Genomic DNA, 15,647 nt, shown 5'->3' with positions numbered 1-15,647 from the left:
TTCGTCGAGAATATTTCATTCAAAGAACTTCAAAAGCGTGAAAACTAATATTCTACTAGTCGTACTGTTTTTAGGATTACTACTAAATGGTTGTGGCAGTGAAGACACATCAACTACTGAGTCATCGGGAATATATGTCGACAATCCCGAATATGGAGTCTACCAGGAAGAGCCCGCACCGCCTTTCAGTTTTGAGCACGTAGATACGATAACTCCTGAATTTACCGACGATTTTATTTTATCCGGATTCAATCAGATGCTCACCGATCCTGAGGGTAATATCTATTTCATGGATTCCCGTCAGAGTAAGCTACTCTCTCTCAACAGTGAAGGAAATCTACGATGGATGACCGGTGAGGAAGGCCGTGGGCCGGGTGATTTCGAGAGTGCCTACAGCATGATAACCGATGGTGATCAGCTTTATGTAGGGAACCTGCAAGGTTCCCGGTTGGATGTATTCAACTATGAAGGAGACTTTCAGAAAAGCTATAATTTGGCTGAGAAAGTCAGTTTTGGAACGTTATGGGGATTTTTGTCAGGCGGAGAAATTGTAATGGCTGCTCCAAACTGGGATTCCTGGGGACCACATATCCACATTGTTGAAATTGAAGGAGATACCATTCGTACGACCCAAGATTTCACTATTGATCAGTCCGGTGATATAGAAACTATTCAGGGAATGACCAGCCGTTCCTCAATTTCAGTGTATGCTAATAGGATTTACACCGGGAGCATTATCGATTATTCGATTGAAGTCCACGATACCAGTGGTACATTAACTCGCAAAATTCGCAGAGACTTTGACCGAATTGTTCGTCCGGGAATGTACAGCGATGGAGGAAGCAGTACTATCAGAGGGTTTGGCAAAGTTGAGGCTCCTCAATTCTTACCGAATGAATATTTTATCGTTCAGGCAATCTGGCCTACCAATGTAAATGATCCGGATCGGTACACGCGACTCAGCAATAATGGTACAGCACCGGAACTCGAATATGCCCACAGTATCGATATCTTCAACCCTGAAGGTCAATTGCTGTACTCTTTTGAGGGAGAAGGATTCACTCCAAAGATAGGAGAGATTGCTCATATTGACGAAAACGGTATCATTTATACTACCGGAATGGATGAAGAAGCGCCCATTATTAAAAAATATCGCCTTGTTTTGAATGATGAATATCAGGAGCGTATTGACTGGTGAGAAGTAATTTTAAATTATGTAATTCTAAATGTTGAATGATCTCTGCATCTAACATTTATTCTTTTTTTTGTTGTGAAGTTCCCCCTATTTTTGGGATAGCGCCGTCTCGGAAGCTCCAGCTTCACGTGTTATTCTTGTCACTTGTGGTATTATAGATTACCTTTTCCAATCGGAAGTACTAAAGCCACTATTTTCTTTTTTTTTGAACCGGCAAAAGAACCGGCAATATTTCCTTTTTTAATTACTAAATAAAATTGGATATTATCATGGTTTTAATATACTTATACCATATATTCAAACCGGTAAAAGAACCGGCAAAAATTAAGTCATGATTTTTGATCGTCTTTCACATATGGAGCCCCTGTTTCCCAAGGCAACCAAGCCACTGGTGGATTTGGCTATGGAGGTATTTCGTCGGGAAGCTGAATTAGGTGGATTGGTGCACCCGCTCACTCGTAAAAAGATTGCGCGGTTACTACGGCATATAAACAGTTACTATTCAAACCGCATAGAAGGGGAGCACACTAATCCGGTAGATATCGAACGGGCCGTACGAAAAGAGTACAGTAAAGATGAGGAAAAGAAGCGGCTACAGAAGCTAAGTGTGGCACACATAGAAGTGCAAAAACTCATTGATGATCGCTTTGAAAAGGGGGAGAAGGTTCCGGTGTGCTCATCAGAGTTTCTTTGCTGGATTCATCGGGAATTCTATTCAAGAGTCCCCGATAGTTTTCTGAAGATCAGAAAAAAGGACTCGGATGAGATTATTGAGATGGTTCCGGGTAAACTCCGAACGCAAGATGTGGAGGTCGGTGAGCATGTGGCCCCTGTTCATAGCGCGTTAGAAGACTTCCTGACTCATTTTGAAAAGAAATATGATCCTAAAACATTATCCGGCCATACGTTACTACTGGCGGCAGCGGCAAGCCACCACCGCTTGGTATGGATTCATCCATTTTTAGATGGAAATGGTCGTGTGTGTCGTTTGTTTACCTATGCGTATCTGCGAAGAGCCAATATCGAGTCTTACGGACTTTGGACGCTATCCCGTGGTTTAGCAAGAAAAGATGAAGAATACAGAAACTACTTAGCCAGTGCAGATAGCCCAAGAAGAGGAGATTTGGATGGAAGAGGTAATTTGTCGGAAAAAGCCCTGAACTCTTTTTGTTCTTTCTTCTTTGAGACGGCCTTAGATCAAATTCATTTCATGAAGAAATTATTGAACCTCGAAGATTTAAGAGACCGAATTTTGGCTTATGGAAATCTCCGTGCTCAAGGTTCAATCCCAGGGGAACCGACACTTCGACCGGAAGCCAAATATGTATTGGCCGAAGTGATGATGCGCGGTAAAATAGAGCGTGGGGAGGTTCAGCGTTTAATCGGTATGGCCGAAAGAACTGCCAGAGACTTAACCAAACAATTATTGGAAGAAGAGTTAGTGAGGTCTGATTCCCATCGGAGCCCCTTATATTTTAATATTCCGCCCAAAGTGGTAGGCTATTACTTCCCAGAGTTATATCCGGCGGGCACTATTTAACTACGTGTACGGCTATTCAAGTTTATGCTCATTACGAAACCATCTTTAACACAGTACCCCCAGCTTCAGGTGCTTTGCAACTATAGTTTCCCTATTCAACTTCCTTGTTCTTTTGTGCCGACAAAAGAACCAAAAGCTCCCGACTACGAAAAAAGAGCTAAAGCTGACTGCATTTCGCTAAAATAAACTGAAGCTCCTTCACTGTTTAATGTCGCTTCTTAACCTATCAGCGGAACAGTTTATTTCTTAACGCTTCATTTCGTCATCTTCTTAACGCTCTTTTTTCTAAGGTCGAATAATTAATTTATCATGGTCACTGTGCTTCCCGCCTGTGTTAAAAGTCAAGATCTATATAAAAACTCTGGAATATGGCAGCAGGTGTATTGGGAAACACTGAACGAAAATAATATGCTATTCAACGGAGGTTTCATTGAGCTGTCAGAGGACTAGCCCAAAAATCCGTATGATTTACAGATTAATATTTATTGTTGTCATCTTATCATAAGTTTGAGAACGTAAAGATGATAAATTCGAAGAATAAATTGATTTATCCCTTGAGTCATTTTCCGTACTATTCAGTAAGACAATTTCAGAAAATAATATTCAATTATGTCCAAGAATCTATTCAACACAGACGATGCTTTTCTATTTGAATCGGAATTAAATGAGGAAGATCGCCTCATCATGGAAACGGCTCGTGATTATGCCCAAAGCAAACTCGAGCCACGTGCCCTGAAAGGAAATACCGAAGAATATTTTGACCAAGACATTGCCACAGAAATGGGAGAAATGGGATTGCTTGGCGTTACCATTCCAGAGGAGTATGGCGGCTCAAATGCCAGTTACACCGCTTATGGATTGATTGCACGCGAAGTGGAACGCGTCGACTCGGGCTATCGCTCTTTTATGAGTGTGCAGTCATCGTTGGTTATGTATCCTATTTCAGAATTTGGGACTGAAGAGCAAAAGCAGAGATTTTTACCCAAGCTGGCAACAGGAGAAATGATAGGATGTTTTGGATTGACCGAACCCGATCATGGTTCTGACCCCGGTTCTATGGTTACCACGGCCGTTAAAACCGATGGAGGATGGAAGCTGAACGGCGCCAAAATGTGGATAACCAATTCCCCCATAGCTGATGTGGCAGTGGTCTGGGCTAAAGCCAAAGAAGATCCAAAAGAAGAAGGGGTGATTCGTGGTTTCCTCGTAGAAAAAGGAATGGAAGGATTTTCAGCACCTCACACCAAATATAAAATGAGTCTTCGGGCTTCAGAAACAGGAGAGCTTGTTTTTGATGATGTGTTTGTTCCTGATGAAAATGTTTTTCCGGATATCAAAGGGTTAAAAGGGCCCTTTATGTGCCTCAATTCAGCCCGGTATGGTATTGCTTGGGGAACAGTTGGAGCTGCCGAATTTTGCTATCAAAAAGCTCGGCAATATGTATTGGATCGTACTCAATTTGGGAAACCATTGGCAGCTAATCAGCTCATCCAGACAAAGCTTGCAAATATGCTTACCGATATCACTTCTATGCAAATGCAGGCGTTTCGGTTGGGGCAGTTGAAAGATGAGGGACGTGATCATCCCTCAATGACTTCTCTTGCTAAACGTCACAATTGTGGTAAAGCCTTGGAAATTGCCCGTATTTCTCGCGATATGCATGGCGGTAATGGAATTGTAGGAGAGTATAGGGTAATTCACCACATGATGAACTTGGAATCAGTGAATACCTATGAAGGGACCTATGATATTCACGGACTTATTTTAGGTAGGGAGATAACCGGTATTCAGGCTTTTACGCCAAAGGGAAATGACTAAATTATTTTACTGAAATTTTAAAATCATAGGAGTACCTTGGGCTGGAAGTTTTCCAAATTATGGATCTAAAAGAAAGACTATCAGAAAATACAGACAAGTTGGTTAAGGCAGCGAGCAGTGTGCCTGAAGATCAATTTAATACTAAACCGGATGCTAAATCTTGGTCGGTAGCTGATATAGTAGAACACTTGTACAGAACAGAATTCGGTTTTCCTAAATTATTTCAGGGTGAAACCGACAAAGATCCAAATCGCAATTCAGAAGCTATCATTGAAAGTTTTAGAACCAAACTGCTCAATACTGGTAAAAAAGTAAAAGCGAGTAGTGTGGTAGTTCCAAAAGTGCAGAATAAAGACCGTCAAGATTGGCTTCAGAAGTTTAAAGACCAAAGAAAAACCATTCAGGAACATATAGAAAACCTCGAAGCCGATGAAATCTGCAAGATGTTTGAACATCCAATTTTCGGTTACTTAACACGTGCAGAGTGGATATATTTTGGCATCTATCATACTGAACGGCATATTAAGCAGATGAACAATACGATTCAGAAAATAGCATGACTTGTCAAATCATCAGTGTTAACTTTATAGCAGGACTATTTATCAAATGAGAAATTCACTCAGAATATTGTTGACCTTAAGTTTTTTCATACTTCCTATTCTGGCAAATTCCCAGGATGTTACAAGGGAACAAGTGGTGTTTAGAAGTGGTGATAATGTTTTGAGTGGAACCTTAGTATTGCCAACTTCAGCTCAAGATGTGCCGGTTTTACTTTTTATGGGAGGTATTGATGAGTGGGGTGACATCCATACTCAACGACAACCATTTATTGAAGAAAATTTACTATCAGTATTTCCCCCTTCAGGTATTGGGGTATTCTATTATGACCCTCGCGGCATAGGAGAATCTGATGGCCGCTGGGGGCGTGCTACACTCAATGATTTTGCTGATGACGCCAAGGCTGCCATTTCGTATTTATCTCAGCGCAGAGAAGTGGATCGGGACAGAATTGGAATTGTGGGGCACGGAGAGGATGGCTGGGTAGTCCAGATAGTTGCAGCAACTTCCCCTCAACAAATAAAACTGATGGCATCTTTGGCAGGACCTACCTTTGACCCAACTCGGCAACTTGTAAATGAATATCACAGCGAATATGTATGTAACGAAGAGGACAGTACTGCTGCTTATGAGAAAGCAGTACAAAAAGCGCAGTCACATCAAAACTGGGTATCAGCTATTCCCATAACCAAGCGGTGGCGACATATGAAGATGAAGCTGGATTTTAATCCGGCTGAATATATCGGAGATATTGAGATTCCGGCGCTGTTTGTGTTTGGGGGAAATGATGGTCAGGTATATCCTTCGTGGGCAGTAGAAGAATTGAATGAAATTTTTCCAAATTCAATACCGCCCAATTTTACCATATATGATATTGGAGGAGTTAACCATTTTTTCCACGTAGTTCCTGATTGTTTCGAATATGATGATGAGACTTCGAATGTAAATCTTAATTTTTCGTTTCGATTTAAGGAAGTTTTTCAAGACTGGATTTTCGATACACTTTAGCATGGTTGTTTGGCTTCCAAAGTAAAAATAGATCCGTTGAATAGAAGAGAAATTCGGGCAGGAAAGTACTAAAGTTTTGAGTTTAAAAGTATCAAAAACCATATCTTTGAGCCTTGAAAAAATTCAACAGAACCATCACAAAGTTATAAAATGAATATCGCAATTGTAGGAACGGGTTATGTAGGGTTAGTAAGTGGAACATGTTTTGCCGATACCGGGAATAACGTCATTTGCGTTGATATCGATAAAGATAAAGTGGAAAGAATGCGTGCCGGGGAAGTGCCTATTTATGAACCGGGCTTGAAACCACTTTTTGATCGTAATATCAGAGAGAACCGACTTAGTTTTACCACTGATTTGAAAAGTGCAGTTGAGCAATCGGAAATTATTTTTCTTTGTCTGCCTACTCCTCCGGGTGCCGATGGTCAGGCCGATTTAAGTTTTGTACTGCAGGTAGCAGAAGAACTTGGAGAGATGATCACCGAGTATAAAGTGATTGTAAATAAAAGTACCGTGCCAGTGGGCACTGCTGATAAAGTGAGGGAAACCATAGCTTCTAAAACAAATATACCTTTTGATGTAGTTTCTAACCCCGAGTTTTTAAGAGAAGGGGCTGCCGTTAATGATTTCAGGAAACCGGAACGCGTGGTTGTAGGAACCCAAAGCGAGCGCGCTCAAAAATTGATGGAAAAACTCTACACTCCCTATCTAAAATCAGGAAATCCATTAATTGTGATGGATGAGCGGAGTTCCGAGTTGACCAAGTATGCCGCAAATTCATTGTTGGCTACTAAAATCACCTTCATGAACGAAATTGCCAACATTTGCGAAAAGGTAGGGGCCAATGTTGATAATGTGCGCCGTGGAATTGGTTCCGATTCAAGGATTGGAAAGAGATTTCTATTTGCCGGTATTGGATATGGAGGAAGCTGTTTCCCAAAAGATGTACAGGCTATTCACCACACCGCAGGATTACTGGGCTACGATTTTAAAATCTTGGATTCGGTGATGAAAGTTAATGATGCCCAAAAAATATCATTGGTTCCCAAGGTCTTACAGCATTTCAATGGTAATATTGAGGATAAAATGATTGGAATATGGGGACTCTCATTTAAACCTGAAACCGATGACGTTCGGGAATCCCCATCATTGTATTTGATGGAAAAGCTGGTAGAACATGGGGCTAAACTTAAAGCCCATGACCCTGAAGCTTTAGAAACATTTCAGGATGCAGCTTCTGATGTAGTGAATGAAAACACGGAATACGTTCAAACCCCAAGAGAAGCACTTGAAGGCATTGATGCTTTGGTTATAGCTACAGAATGGCAAGAGTTTCGTATTCCTGATCTGGATCGCTTTAAAAAATATATGGATCCAGCTGTAGTATTTGACGGACGAAATCTCTTTAAACTGGAAGATGTGGAAGAAGCCGGTATTATATACTACAGTGTTGGCCGGCCTACGCTGGGCTTAGATGAGAATTAAGTAAAAGTAAAAAAGGCTTCAATTCTGCCAAGCTTAAAATTTTATTACTGAATCTGTGGTTCATTAATTTCTATCTTAGATACAAGTAATCGATAAATTATGATCTGGGAAAATCCATCATATCTTTGGCTTTTGCTGTTGATTCCTGCCGTGGTAACTTTACTTTGGTGGAAATCGCGGCGTATAAGAGCTATGCAGCAGAAATATTTCAGTGATGAATTGTTTAAATCCCTGAGAACGGGATACTGGTCACTTGGTAAAAGACTGAAAACCATCTCAATGTTAGTGGGGTTGTTCTTTCTTGTTTTGGCTTTTGCAGGCCCTAAAATTGGAACCGAAGTGCGGGAGATCAAAAGACAAGGAATTGACATGTTGGTTGCCCTCGATCTTTCAGCAAGTATGAATGCGGAAGATGTTCGCCCAAGCCGCCTCGAAAAAGCAAAATTTGAGATCAATCGTTTAATTGAGAGACTTCGGGGAGACAGAGTAGGGCTGATCGTATTTACCGGAGAGGCATATCTCCAAAGCCCGATGACATTGGATTATTCAGCCCTTAGGTTGTTTTTGGATATTGCTGATACTGAACAAATGCCAAGTTCAGCTACCGATTTCAACGCTGCTATGGAAACTGCCATGGAGGCTTTCGATGCATTGGATGAAAATGAATCAGAAGCTGCTAAAGTCTTGTTAATAGTTTCTGATGGAGAAGACCATAGTCAATCATATTCAGAAGCCTTGAATGAGTTAGTAGATGAGGGGATTTTGGTTTATACACTCGGTATTGGTACGGCAGATGGAACTACAATACCTATATATGAAGAAGGGACTAATCGGTTAATTGGTTATAAAAGAGACAACAACGGCCAGGTAGTAACTACAAAATTGCAGAGTCAGACCCTGCAAAATATAGCAAATCAGGGAAATGGGGAGTACTATTCAATAGAGAGGGGGAATGATGGTATTGATGCTTTTTTGGCGCGGATGGATGATCTTGAAAAAGGAGAATTTGCCAGCCAGGAGTATGCAGATTACAAAAATCAATACCAATGGATGGGGGCGCTTGCGTTACTTTTTATTTTCACTTCTTTAGCAATTCCGGGCTCTATAAAAGAGAATTAAAAACAGTCTAAAATTAAATTATTTGTTATGGCGGAAAAGAAACAACAGTTTCATCAAATTCGGGAAACATTAGAAGAAAAGGGATTTAGAATTTCAGATCAGGATTTAGAACGGCCATGGGGTGGCTTCTTTGTAATAGATGAAAAACAGGCAACTGATTTCATTAAAGAATTTTTTGATGAATCGGCCTTAGAACAAATTAAAACCTCAGGTAAAGTAAGTCCTAAAATTTTGATGCTTGCCCCGGGAAAAAGATTATCCTGGCAGTATCATCATCGCAGGTCTGAACTGTGGAAAGTACTTGATGGCCCGGTTGGAGTTATAAAAAGCATTACAAACGAGCAGAAAGATGTCAAGAGTTATGACGTAGGAGAGCATATTAAAATAGAACAAGGCGAACGTCATCGTTTAGTTGGTTTGGATAACTGGGGCATAGTTGCTGAAATTTGGATGCATGTATATGGAGATCATCCATCTGATGAAAAAGATATCGTGCGTCTGAAAGACGATTTTGGAAGATAATTTTCTAAATATTTTTGAATCAATAGAATCTAAAGTCCTTCAAAAAAAATAAGATGGTCAAACTGTTTATTACAGATCTTGATGGCTGTATAGCTCATCCTTTTATAAGCCCGGATTGGCGTGCAATATCCCGAATTAAAGAACTGAATATATTAAGCAGGGAGAGGGAAGAAATACCTGCTCTAACCATATGTTCAGGACGGCCATTTCCGTACGTTGAAGCAGTGGGACAATGGCTTGATGTGGAAGTCCCCATGATTTTTGAAAGCGGGGGAGGTATCTACGATATTCTGACTAACGAAATAAGCTGGAATCCACACTTTGATGAAGAAGCTAAAAACGCGGTTTCAGAGATTAAAGACTGGCTGGAAAATACCCTGATAGTAAATTATAAAGGCACCTATCCAGAGTTTGCAAAATATACCGATGCCGGACTCGTAAATCCCGATTCAGCTAAAGTTGCTTTGATGCACCAAGAAGTATTGAATCATGTGAATGGGAAATATCCGATGTTTGAAGTCCATGCTACTGATGTATCTGTGAACATCATCCTGAAAAAAGCGAATAAAGGAGAAGGCATAAAGCGTCTATGTAAAAAACTGGGCTTGGATTTGGAAGAGGTAGCTTACATCGGAGATAGCAGCGGTGATATAACGGGGCTGGAAATAGTGGGACACTCATTTGCTCCCGAAAACGCCAAGCAGATTGTGAAGGATAAGGTAGATATGGTCACCAAAGAAACAACAGAGGGGGTTTTACAAGCTTATGAGGAACTTATCTCTTTGAATCAAAGGCGCTCTCCCTAACTAAAAGGGGTGTGTGTTACCATTCGAGTTTTTACTGAATTTCCCTTTCTTGAAGTTGTTTCAAAAGCTCAAAGTAATTCTCAATTAAACGCTGATAATCCGGTGAGAATTTGGTGAAATTTGGATCATTTAGCCGGTTACGAATTTCTTTTTCAAGTTCTTCGAGGGTCATGGCTGGTGGAGTAGAGCGCTCATAGTTTTCTGCGGCAGTACCTTCGCGTTTGTCCTCTTCATCACGTTGCTGCATGGCTTGTTCAGCCTCCAGCATTCTGGATAATATGTTTTGCTGCCTTTCAATGAGGGTTGAATTTGCCGCTCCACCCCGTAAATCATTGATGGTATCCTCCATATCCTCAATCATCCGTTCGATTTCACTGCCCACACGATCACCATCAAGTTGACCACTTTGTTGCAATTCTTGCAGCTGTTTCCTGATCTGATTTTGTTGCCGGGCTATCTGTTCCAGCCGCTCCATTTGATCTTGTGACAGCCGCTCACCCTGAATATCATTAATCATGTCCTGCATCATCTGGTTAAGCTGCTGTTGTTGTTTGCCCGTTTCGCCCAATTGCTCCATCATTTGCTGCATCGACTGGGGGGCGCCTCCACCTCCTCCTTGTCCGTCAGAGTTTTGGAGCTGCTCAAGTAAGTTGGCCACCATAAAGGCAATGTCATTTATACCGCCTAAAGCTTGTCGGGATGCTACGGAAGATTGATTTTGATTACGCTCGGACATTTGCTCAAGAGAACGATCCAACCTGTTTTCTACTTCTAATTTTTTCTTGTTGATTTCATTTGAAAATTGCGGAATATCAGCCGATAACTGGAACAGAGAATCAGCTACAGCCGAAAATATTTCATCCACATTACGTTGTGTTCTTGCATAGGTGACATATGCCTGACTCCGATCGTCTGTGGCTGATGCAAGGGTTGTTAAATCCTCCTGTTCAACGGATAAATTCAGCAGTGAATACAGAACATACTGTAGTCCGGCAATGTTGATATTCATTTGTTCGCTGCTGATCCCCGACATCAGGCTCTTGGTGCTCTCAGCCAACTGCTGATATTGCTGCTGAAAACCTTGGGACTGAGATTCTTCGTTTTCACTTGACTCGGATTCTTGTCCTTCTTGTTGATCGCTGTTGTTATCACCATCAGAATTTTGGGAATTTTCTTCACCTGAATTCTCACTTGTGGAATCCTGTGATTCCGAATCGAGCTGCTTTTGCATTTTCTCAGACAGTTCATCCAGCTCGTTTTGGGTCTGTTCTTGGTATTCTGAAACGGATTCTTCCGTATTTTTAGACGTGTTCTCCGAAAGAGAGTCAACTTGTTCTTTTAGTTTTTCATTTTCTTCAATGGCTTGCTCCCGTTCTTCTTTTGAAGGATTTTCTTGTTGAGCTAATTCTTCTTCCTTTTGCGCCCGATTTTCAAATGATTTTGCAAGTTTATCGAGATCAGAACTCAATTTGAGCTTCTTGAATAATTCTATGGTTCGCTCCAGCCGTTCCTTATAGAGTTCTTCATTGAATTCAAGCTCTTCCATGGCCTGTCGCATTTGCTCAGGATTCATTTGCCCCAACTGCTCTCTCAATTTTTCCATCGCTTCTTTGTAAGCGGGATCGTCGATTTCATCCATTAACTTTTGTAGTTCCTGATAAGCCTTTTGGGTTTCTTCAGAAAGCACATTATCACTGCTAAGCTCATTTTTAAGTTCCTCAAACTTTTGGTTGAGTTCCTCCACTTTTTTCTGAACTTCTTCCTGTTGTTCCTCTGCTTGTTCCAACTCCCGGCGTTCTTCATACCCGGCATTTTCAGGATTGTCTTTCATCATTTCTTTGAAACGCTCATACTGCTCTTGTGTTTGTTGAAATGACTCCGAAATTTCATCGAGATCTGTCTCTACTTCCTCTTCTTTTTCATCCACATCTTCAAAATATTCGACCATAGAAGGAATTTCGAGCGTTATTCGCTGTGAGGATGATGTTTTATATCCAGCTATCTGATCATTATCCTGAACGGTTACCCAAAACGTAAATTGGTCACGAGGTTTGAAATTAAATTCAGTCAGGTTCCAAATATATGGCTCTATAACTTCCCGGGTTGGAGTATCAAGCGAGACAGATCCTGTTATGGGGTCTTCTACATAAGCTCGTTTTAGTTCATAATTCAGCGAGGAAGAGGTCAATCCAAAATCATCTCTGGCTCGGTATAAAAGTTCCAGTTCGGTGGGGTTTACCTGTCTTAAATTTTCTTCAGGTTCTAAAATTTCTACAAAGGGAAAATCATCAGTCTGCGGATCAATGATAATTTGAAATGGATTTTTATTGGTCAACCCTTCTTTGTCTTCCATATAGAAGCGGAAGGTATCCGCTTCTGAAACTGTATATTTATAAGTAAAGCTGCTATCATTTTGAACTGATAAGTCAGTTTCCTCATTTGTGGCAAAGAGTTTGAGTCCGGCAATATCTTTATTCAATTTCCCACTAAGAATAATTTCCGAATTTTCATAAGCCCTGATATTTGAAAAGGGATAAGAGGATACCGTAGAATCAAGTTCCGTATAAGCAGGAGGGATCACAGCGGCAGTTAGCTGTGTGAAGCGAGGGCGAAGTTGCACATCAGCTATGTAGGTATCACTTTTGTAGCCATCCATCTCTACATAATAGGTCAGGTCATTATTAAGCTCTAATGGTACAGACTTAAAAATAGTACCGGACTGCTCCATAACCCGGGTTCGAAAGTCTTCTTCAACAGAGGTTTTAATTTTTAAGATGATCTCATCAGGGATATTATCTTGCCTGAATTCTGCCGTAACTTCAAATGAGCTTCCTTGTTCTAAGGTTATATTTCCGGGACTTACGATGTAGGTGTAAGGATTGGGTTTTTCAAATTGTTGCCAAAATGTGAAAGCCCGTTCAGTTCCATTGCCAAAATTTAAAGCCGTTAAAAGGAGAACAGCAAAAGAAGCTCCGGTGAGGGCAAGGAATTTCTTGTGCTCAGTATAGGGTACAGAAGATTCTACATATTCTTTAAGTACGGAAGAAAGTTTGGCAGGGTCAATATTGCTGAGATTCTGAAAGATAGCAGCATCAACAAGTGCTTTATTTCCACCGCCCGATTTTTGTAAGTCAATAGTATCTTTTAGCTCCGGGAGATCGCTCTTCCGGCTAAAGCTTCTGTAGAACTCTTTAAAATTTTCCTTTTCAGCAGATTTAATACCATTTCTGTAAGCAAAAAAGCTCACCCCAAAAATTGAGGCAATTAAAATACCTTTCGTTATTATAGGGAGGTACAAAACCTGTTCCGCAATAATAAATGCAATAAAACCCGTAAAGAAGATCAGGAAAGCCTTTAAAACTACAGCATTTGTTCTTTTGGATACTAAAGATTGGTAAGCATCCTCAAGTTTTTGCCTGACCTGCTCTGTTGTACTATTTGATGTGTCGTTTTGCATTTATGTTTTTTAAACCTGATAGATGATTAAAACACTCAATAAAAGATATTTATTGCTGCTTACACGTTATTAAGTGTTAAACTTTGGGAAACGTAAAAACGTCCGTCTTTTTCCTGAACCTGTATGATCTCTTTTTCTGAATCATGCTCTAAGTATAGTTTCCAATTATTTTCCGCTGCTTGCTTTAAAAACTCATTTTTTTCGCTCAGCGTTTGTACAGGATACATGTCATATCCCATAACCCATGGCAGCGGGACATGAACATGAGTAGGAACTAGGTCTGCGACAAAGACAAGGGTATCGTCGTTAGCTTCAATTTTTGGTAGCTGCTGCCCAATAGTATGGCCGTTTACAACTAAGCCTGACAATCCTTCTTCGTACTTATGGTTTTTATCAACAAGATTCAGTTTTCCTGACTCTTTTATTGGGTTGATGTTCTCTGGTAGAAAACTTGCTTTTTCCCTGGCATTAGGATCAGTTGCATTTTCCCAGTGAGATTTTACGACATGGTAAGTGGCATTGGGAAAAGTGAGGGCAAGCTTGTCATCGTTATCATAAAAACTGGTTCCTCCACAATGGTCAAAATGTAGATGGGTAAAAATGATATCCGTGACGTCATCAAAGGAAAATCCATGTTCCTCAAATGAATTTTGCAGGTTTTTAGAATCCTGATCCAGCTGGTAAATATTCTCCATTTTTTCATTGAACTTAGTACCGGCTCCATTGTCTATGAGATATACTTTTCCGGTATTTTTTGACTTAATAAGCAAGCATCTCATGGTCATGGGGATGCGGTTTTTGTCGTCGGCCGGTAATTGGCGAGACCAGAGTGTTTTTGGGACAACACCAAACATGGCACCGCCGTCTAAACGAAAATCACCGGTTTCAATAGTATATAATTCAAATGGACCAAGAGTTGTTTTTGATAAGCTCATATATGTTTTATTTGGTTCTGCCTGAATATAAGAATAGAGCAACAGGAATCAGAATGGGGAAGTGGGATGGGGGAGGATAAATTGCAAGTAATAGATACAAAAAAAGCCCTCAATTTTGAGGGCTTTTAAAAGAGTGAAAAGACATTGTATTAATTAGAATGATGGAACTACATCGTTTCTATAAAGCGTGTCCAATAAAGTGATTGATATCATCAAAATGAAAAAGGCAACAGCCATTATTAATAACATGGCGTTGAATTTGACGTCCCAGTATAAATTCATGAAAAATGCGGCAACTAAAAATGCTTTTACTAAGGCAATTGAAATTGCAGTTATCACATCAAAGGGAGGTGGTATGGCAACAAATTTTGCAAATACTACCGTTATGATGGTCAGGATAAAAAGTGCGGTACCAACGGCCCAAAGTTGGCCAGCTGTAGAAATATGATGTTCGTGATTATGTTCGCTCATAGTCTATATTCGTTTAGGATAATATCTTTCGTTTAATACGAATCGGTCATTCGATGAGATAAAGCAGTGGAAATAAGAAAATCCAAATAAGGTCAACCAAGTGCCAATAAAGTCCTGTAATCTCGACAGGTGTATAATAGTCACTACTAAACTCCCCACGTTTTGCCCGTAGGTAAATCCAGTAAATCAACCCGATTCCAATTAACACGTGAAGGGCGTGAACGCCGGTTAACATGTAGTAGATACTAAAGAAAATAGCTGCTTTAGGGTGTTCTAATCCTTCATAGGTATAAAACTCACCGGGAAAAATTCCAAGGTGGAATTTATGAGAATACTCAAAACCTTTAATAACCATAAAGACAACTGCCAGGGCTATGGTAATAAGCAGATTAATTTTCAGCCCTTTCATTTGGTCTTTTTGAGCTGATCGAATAGCCATAGCTACCGTCAGACTACTACCAATCAGAACTACGGTGTTAACCGCACCCCAAAAAGTGTTAAGCTCTAATGCAGCCATCTGGAACAATTCCGGATACCATGCACGATACACGATATAGGCACAGAATAGTCCGCCAAAGAATAAAATTTCATTTACCAGGAATATCCACATGCCCAGTTTTGCCGTATCAAATTGTTGATCTCCGTCAACAAAGTGATGGTGCACATGGGTTGGAGTTGAAGTTGAATGATTAGCCATTTACTTCCCGAGTTGTATTTTTTGTGTTAATATTTT

The 15,647-nt window shown here is 40.4% G+C and carries 13 protein-coding genes; 9 read left to right on the top strand and 4 right to left on the bottom strand.

The window, feature by feature from the left end; genetic code table 11:
* Positions 1-37 precede the first annotated feature (37 nt).
* From RI561_RS02955 to RI561_RS02915, 9 genes are all read left to right on the top strand, one after another.
* Positions 38-1,198: a hypothetical protein gene (locus RI561_RS02955; RefSeq protein ID WP_395078732.1), complete on the top strand. Its 1,161-nt coding sequence runs from the start codon at positions 38-40 to the stop codon at positions 1,196-1,198.
* Positions 1,199-1,526: 328 nt separating this feature from the next.
* On the top strand, positions 1,527-2,735 hold the full coding sequence (locus RI561_RS02950; RefSeq protein WP_395078731.1) for a Fic family protein: 1,209 nt from the start codon (positions 1,527-1,529) through the stop codon (positions 2,733-2,735).
* 609 nt (positions 2,736-3,344) lie between these two features.
* Positions 3,345-4,553, top strand: a complete 1,209-nt coding sequence (locus tag RI561_RS02945) for an acyl-CoA dehydrogenase (protein WP_395078730.1) — start codon at positions 3,345-3,347, stop codon at positions 4,551-4,553.
* Positions 4,554-4,612: 59 nt separating this feature from the next.
* Positions 4,613-5,113: a DinB family protein gene (locus RI561_RS02940; RefSeq protein WP_395078729.1), complete on the top strand. Its 501-nt coding sequence runs from the start codon at positions 4,613-4,615 to the stop codon at positions 5,111-5,113.
* A gap of 46 nt (positions 5,114-5,159) precedes the next feature.
* Positions 5,160-6,119, top strand: coding sequence for an alpha/beta hydrolase family protein (locus RI561_RS02935; RefSeq protein WP_395078728.1), 960 nt, complete (start codon positions 5,160-5,162; stop codon positions 6,117-6,119).
* A 150-nt stretch (positions 6,120-6,269) separates the two neighbouring features.
* Complete coding sequence (locus tag RI561_RS02930; RefSeq protein WP_395078727.1) at positions 6,270-7,604, top strand: UDP-glucose dehydrogenase family protein; 1,335 nt, start codon at positions 6,270-6,272, stop codon at positions 7,602-7,604.
* A 99-nt stretch (positions 7,605-7,703) separates the two neighbouring features.
* Positions 7,704-8,723 carry a VWA domain-containing protein gene (locus RI561_RS02925; protein ID WP_395078726.1) on the top strand — a complete coding sequence of 340 codons (1,020 nt, stop codon included), beginning with the start codon at positions 7,704-7,706 and terminating at the stop codon, positions 8,721-8,723.
* A 27-nt stretch (positions 8,724-8,750) separates the two neighbouring features.
* A complete protein-coding gene (locus RI561_RS02920) occupies positions 8,751-9,245 on the top strand; it encodes a phosphoheptose isomerase (protein ID WP_395078725.1) in 495 nt (164 codons plus the stop codon).
* A 53-nt stretch (positions 9,246-9,298) separates the two neighbouring features.
* Complete coding sequence (locus RI561_RS02915) at positions 9,299-10,051, top strand: HAD family hydrolase (protein ID WP_395078724.1); 753 nt, start codon at positions 9,299-9,301, stop codon at positions 10,049-10,051.
* A gap of 31 nt (positions 10,052-10,082) precedes the next feature.
* Here the strand turns inward: RI561_RS02915 and RI561_RS02910 are convergent, their stop codons facing one another.
* From RI561_RS02910 to RI561_RS02895, 4 genes are all read right to left on the bottom strand, one after another.
* Positions 10,083-13,508 (bottom strand): hypothetical protein, encoded by a 3,426-nt coding sequence (locus RI561_RS02910; protein ID WP_395078723.1) that lies wholly within the window; start codon positions 13,506-13,508, stop codon positions 10,083-10,085.
* 59 nt (positions 13,509-13,567) lie between these two features.
* Entirely contained in the window at positions 13,568-14,443 is an 876-nt protein-coding gene (locus tag RI561_RS02905; RefSeq protein WP_395078722.1) for an MBL fold metallo-hydrolase, read from the bottom strand.
* A gap of 153 nt (positions 14,444-14,596) precedes the next feature.
* Positions 14,597-14,914, bottom strand: a complete 318-nt coding sequence (locus RI561_RS02900; protein WP_395078721.1) for a cytochrome C oxidase subunit IV family protein — start codon at positions 14,912-14,914, stop codon at positions 14,597-14,599.
* Positions 14,915-14,960: 46 nt separating this feature from the next.
* On the bottom strand, positions 14,961-15,611 hold the full coding sequence (locus tag RI561_RS02895) for a cytochrome c oxidase subunit 3 family protein (protein WP_395078720.1): 651 nt from the start codon (positions 15,609-15,611) through the stop codon (positions 14,961-14,963).
* Between the last annotated feature and the right edge of the window lie 36 nt (positions 15,612-15,647).

It is taken from the genome of Gracilimonas sp. (assembly GCF_031581265.1).
Lineage (GTDB): Bacteria > Bacteroidota > Rhodothermia > Balneolales > Balneolaceae > Gracilimonas.
This window is presented reverse-complemented; position numbering and strand designations above follow the sequence as displayed.

What these genes read in the sequence shown, in the direction of transcription:
- RI561_RS02930 (WP_395078727.1), top strand. Translation starts at nt 6,270, where the DNA reads ATGAATATCGCAATTGTAGGAACGGGTTATGTAGGGTTAGTAAGTGGA.
- RI561_RS02920 (WP_395078725.1), top strand. Translation starts at nt 8,751, where the DNA reads ATGGCGGAAAAGAAACAACAGTTTCATCAAATTCGGGAAACATTAGAA.
- RI561_RS02900 (WP_395078721.1), bottom strand. Translation starts at nt 14,914, where the DNA reads ATGAGCGAACATAATCACGAACATCATATTTCTACAGCTGGCCAACTT.
- RI561_RS02950 (WP_395078731.1), top strand. Translation starts at nt 1,527, where the DNA reads ATGATTTTTGATCGTCTTTCACATATGGAGCCCCTGTTTCCCAAGGCA.
- RI561_RS02905 (WP_395078722.1), bottom strand. Translation starts at nt 14,443, where the DNA reads ATGAGCTTATCAAAAACAACTCTTGGTCCATTTGAATTATATACTATT.
- RI561_RS02945 (WP_395078730.1), top strand. Translation starts at nt 3,345, where the DNA reads ATGTCCAAGAATCTATTCAACACAGACGATGCTTTTCTATTTGAATCG.
- RI561_RS02925 (WP_395078726.1), top strand. Translation starts at nt 7,704, where the DNA reads ATGATCTGGGAAAATCCATCATATCTTTGGCTTTTGCTGTTGATTCCT.
- RI561_RS02935 (WP_395078728.1), top strand. Translation starts at nt 5,160, where the DNA reads ATGAGAAATTCACTCAGAATATTGTTGACCTTAAGTTTTTTCATACTT.
- RI561_RS02910 (WP_395078723.1), bottom strand. Translation starts at nt 13,508, where the DNA reads ATGCAAAACGACACATCAAATAGTACAACAGAGCAGGTCAGGCAAAAA.
- RI561_RS02895 (WP_395078720.1), bottom strand. Translation starts at nt 15,611, where the DNA reads ATGGCTAATCATTCAACTTCAACTCCAACCCATGTGCACCATCACTTT.
- RI561_RS02915 (WP_395078724.1), top strand. Translation starts at nt 9,299, where the DNA reads ATGGTCAAACTGTTTATTACAGATCTTGATGGCTGTATAGCTCATCCT.
- RI561_RS02940 (WP_395078729.1), top strand. Translation starts at nt 4,613, where the DNA reads ATGGATCTAAAAGAAAGACTATCAGAAAATACAGACAAGTTGGTTAAG.